The organism is Microcystis sp. M_QC_C_20170808_M9Col, assembly GCF_007095495.1.
Classification (GTDB): Bacteria; Cyanobacteriota; Cyanobacteriia; order Cyanobacteriales; family Microcystaceae; genus Microcystis; species Microcystis aeruginosa.
The window spans coordinates 1-4,104 of sequence record NZ_SFBZ01000230.1 but is presented as its reverse complement, the minus strand read 5'-3'; the positions used below and the strand labels follow the sequence as shown (position 1 = coordinate 4,104).

Annotated in this window: 2 protein-coding genes; both read right to left on the bottom strand. The window is 43.0% G+C overall.

The features are described from left to right. Nucleotides 1-207: 207 nt before the first annotated feature. A complete protein-coding gene (locus tag EWV68_RS13540; RefSeq protein ID WP_287170105.1) occupies nucleotides 208-1,656 on the bottom strand; it encodes a M16 family metallopeptidase in 1,449 nt (482 codons plus the stop codon). Nucleotides 1,657-1,828: 172 nt separating this feature from the next. After that, on the bottom strand, nucleotides 1,829-3,385 hold the full coding sequence (locus EWV68_RS13535; protein WP_287170104.1) for a M16 family metallopeptidase: 1,557 nt from the start codon (nucleotides 3,383-3,385) through the stop codon (nucleotides 1,829-1,831). Nucleotides 3,386-4,104: the final 719 nt, after the last annotated feature.

Genomic DNA, 4,104 nt, shown 5'->3' with positions numbered 1-4,104 from the left:
AGACAGGAGCCAGAAAAAGATATTTATCAGAAAAGTCATGATCAAGCTAGAGGTTTAAAGACTGATCGGGTTCCAATTATTTTTATTCATAAATATTTTACACAATTCATACCAGGTAATCAAGAGGGCTACGCCACTACTACCAAATCATTACCATTTTTCTAGGTTGGATTTCACCTAGTTTAGCTCCATCCAACCTAGATTTATTTATAGTTGTGTAATGGTGACATCAACAGTTTTAACCGTGGTTCCCAAACTGGATAAAGGAGGTTGAATTTCCTGTTCATTACCCACTACTAGAGTCACAATTTGATTCGGTTGCAGATATTGTTGGGCCACTCGTTGAATATCGGCAATTGTCACCCCTTTTACCGCTTGTTGATAACGGAAGATAAAATCTTGGGGATAACCATAGTATTCATAGGTCATCAATCGCGATAAATTTTGAGCAGGTTTCTCAAACTTAAAAACAAAAGAATTGAGAATAGCATTTTTAGCATCTTCCAATTCTTTGGCAGTAACGGGTTGATTGCGAAGGCGCTCGATTTCGCCTAAAATTGCCTTAATAAAAGGTACGGTGGCATCGGTGCGAGTTTGACCTCCGGCAATAAATAAACCGGGATAATCATAACGACTATTCCAGATACCATAGACAGAATAAGCTAATCCTTGACGGGAGCGCACTTCATTAAATAAACGACCACCAAAACCGCTTAAAATCTCATTTAATACCGTTAAAGCGGGATAGTCTGGACTATCCAAACGACCCCCAAGATGACCTAATAAAACGCTACTCTGGGTTAATTGGGGTTGATTGACGACAAAGACACCTTGAAGATTTTTTTGGGTTGCAGAAGGGGTGACAATTTTAGGGGCAGTGGCGGGATTTTTCCAATCGCCAAAAGTCTTATTGATTAATGCTTTCATCGACTGAGAATCAAAATCACCGACAATTCCTAAAATTATTTGGTCGGGACGGACATAGGTACGATAAAAATCGATTAAATCCTGACGGTCAATATTAGCTAAAGTGCTATATTCTACAGTACGAGCGTAGGGGCTATTATCACCATAGACTAGCTTTTTAAACTCCCGACTAGCAATATCATCAGGATCATCATTACGTCGGGCAATCGCGCCTTTTTCCTGAACTTTGGCTAATTCTACCCTCTGACTTTCAAAAGCTGGGGAACGCAAAACCTCGGCAAAGAGATTAAAAACTGCTTCTAAATCTTCACTAAGAGCGCTAAAACTAGCAGTTCCAGCGTTAAGATCGATCGAGGTTTCTACTAGGGCTGCTCTTTGTTCTAATAACTGATTTAAGACATTAGAAGGATGTTTCTCCGTGCCACCACTACGCAGCACGGTTCCAGTAATATCGGCTAATCCGACTTTTTCCCCTGGTTCTAATCTTCCTCCTGTCCGAATCATCGCCGTACCACTCACTAAAGGTAAGCTGCGATCCTCCACTAAATAAACCACCATACCATTATCTAGTTGATAGCGCTCGTATTGGGGAACTGTAACTTCAGGAAGGGGAGGAAAAGTTAAATCGGTAAAATGTCGCGGGGTTTGGGCAATTGCCGGGGAACGAAAAGCTAGGACACCTATCAGGGTGAGCAGGATTAAACCTAGCCATTGTAAGCGTTTTTTCATGATTATATTTATTTGAGGTTTTGGGTGTTAGGTGTTAGGGTGTTGGGGTTTTAGGGTGTTGGGGTTTTAGGGTGTTGGGGTGTTGGGGTGGTCACTGCGTGCGCGTTGCGGGGGGTGATGGGGTTTTAGTTGAAATTCCCCCACTTCCCCACTTCCCTATCTCCCCATCTATCTATTTCGGTAAAATTCGGCCAATAGTGCGATTTTCGGGGGTAAAAGTTTCTTTAGCCACCCGTTGAATATCAGCTGCCGTGACAGCATTATAAGCATCTAATTGGGCGAATAAATTACGCCAATCGCCGGTTTTTACCTCGTATTCAATCAAGGATCGCGCCATGCCCATGTTAGAATCAAGACCTCTTAATAGGGCTGCCCGTAGTTGATTTTTAACCCGTTCTAATTCCTGTTCCGAAACCGGTTCATTTTTCAATCTTTCCAATTCCAAATTCAAACCCTGCGCTACTTCCTCTAGGCTGACATTAGGAGCGCTGAGAGCATAGAATAACAGCAAATTCGGGTATTTATCCCCCGGAAAACCGTTAAATCCCTGGGCAGCGAGGGCAAGTTGTTTGTCCTCCACTAAAGCTTTATACAGTCGCGAGGTTCTTCCTTCACTCATTAAAGTGGCAATAACCTCGTAAACCGCATGATCGGGATGATTGAGAGCGGGACGATGGTATCCTTCTAAATACCAAGGCTGAGAGGCTAATTTTAGGGTAATTTCCTTTGTTTTGGTTTGGTTCGGTTCCACTACCGTCACCTGGGGGGGTTTCGGTTTAGCGGGAAAACGACCAAAATAAACCTTAGCTAACTGTTTGACCTGTTCTGGGTCCACATCCCCGGCGATAGCTATGGTTAAATTACTGGCAGCATAAAATTTATCGAAAAAGTTTTGGATATCTGAGGGTTCCAGATTGCGAATATCTCGATCGTAGCCGATAACGGGACGTTTGTAGGGATGGACAGTATAAGCTTGATCGAGAAAAGCTTCGATTAATAGACCCAAGGGGCTATTATCCGTCCGCATCCGTCTTTCTTCTAGAATTACGTCTTTTTCTTTGTAAAATTCCCGTTGGAACACCGGTTCTAAAAATCGTTCCGATTCCAAAGACATCCATAATTCCAATTTATTCGACGGGAAACTGTAAAAATAGCTAGTTGCATCGCTGGAAGTGGTGGCATTTAAACCGACTCCTCCCTGAGTTTCGACGATTTGCCCGTATTCGTTGCGTTGGACGAATTTCTCGGACTCTGCCTTAGTTTTTTGAAATTCTTCCGTTAATTTAGCCACTTCTGCGCTTTTACCCGCTTTTTTGGCCGCTTGCAGTTCTTTGTCTATAGCTTCAAGGCGATCGAGGACTTTTTTCTCGCTAAGATAATCGCTAGTACCGATGGTTTTTGTGCCTTTAAAGGCTAAATGTTCCAAAAAGTGGGCAACTCCTGTTTTACCGTCCGGTTCATCGGCACCTCCCACGTCCGCGTAGGTGACAAAGGAAATAACCGGAGCATCGCGATTTTCTAGGATAATAAATTTTAGTCCGTTATCGAGGCGAAATTCGGTAATTTTTTGTTGAAATTGCTTAAGGTAGGGGGTAATCGATTGTACATCGGCTGGTTGCTCTTTCGCTTGGGCAAGAAGGGGTGAGAAACTCCCAAAACCCCAAAACACAAGGAAAGCGACCCAAAAGCCGATTACAGCCCGATAATGGGGGTTATTTTTAATGATCATAGATAGTTTTATCAGGTATCGTGGGAGCGAGAGATCGATCGCTCTGTTCGATCTTAGCAGTCGATTGTTAGGAGAGGGGGAGTGGGAATTGTGAATTATGAATTATAAATTATGAATTGGGAAGTGGGGAAGTGGGGAAGTGGGGAAGTGGGGAAGTGGCAATGAGGGCTTTTCAGTAAACAGTAAACAGTTAAGCTAAGACGCATTTAAACCGCTTATTCTTAGATTAGCCGAACCTCCCCCAATCCCTTTACTGTTGCCTTTTGCCTCTTGCCTTTTGCCTCGTCTCAACAAGCAATTTAAATTACGAACAGCTTAGGGACTTGCGTGGGAATAATATCCCAATCGATCGGAGGGCGCAAGCTTTGCGCCCCTACAGTAACGGATTTTGTCCACAATGTAGGGGCGAACTGCGTTCGCCCAAAAGGTACATTATCAAAGCGCAAGTCCCTTATCAGTTATCATTTCATTGTTTACTGTTCACTGTATCTCAACAGTAGAAGAATTTCTATAACATCGTCAAGTTTATTACTGTTTGGGCGACTATCACTGCCCATCTAAAATGCCTCTGAGGGGGTTGCGGGCTTTTTCTTCTAATTCTTTACCTCGCACCCAAAGGACAGTACAAAATCCGAAGATAACTAGCCAAAATAGGGATATTGATTGCCATTCCCAAGATAGGCGATGATACAGAGCAAAAGAGGTAAACCCAAATACAA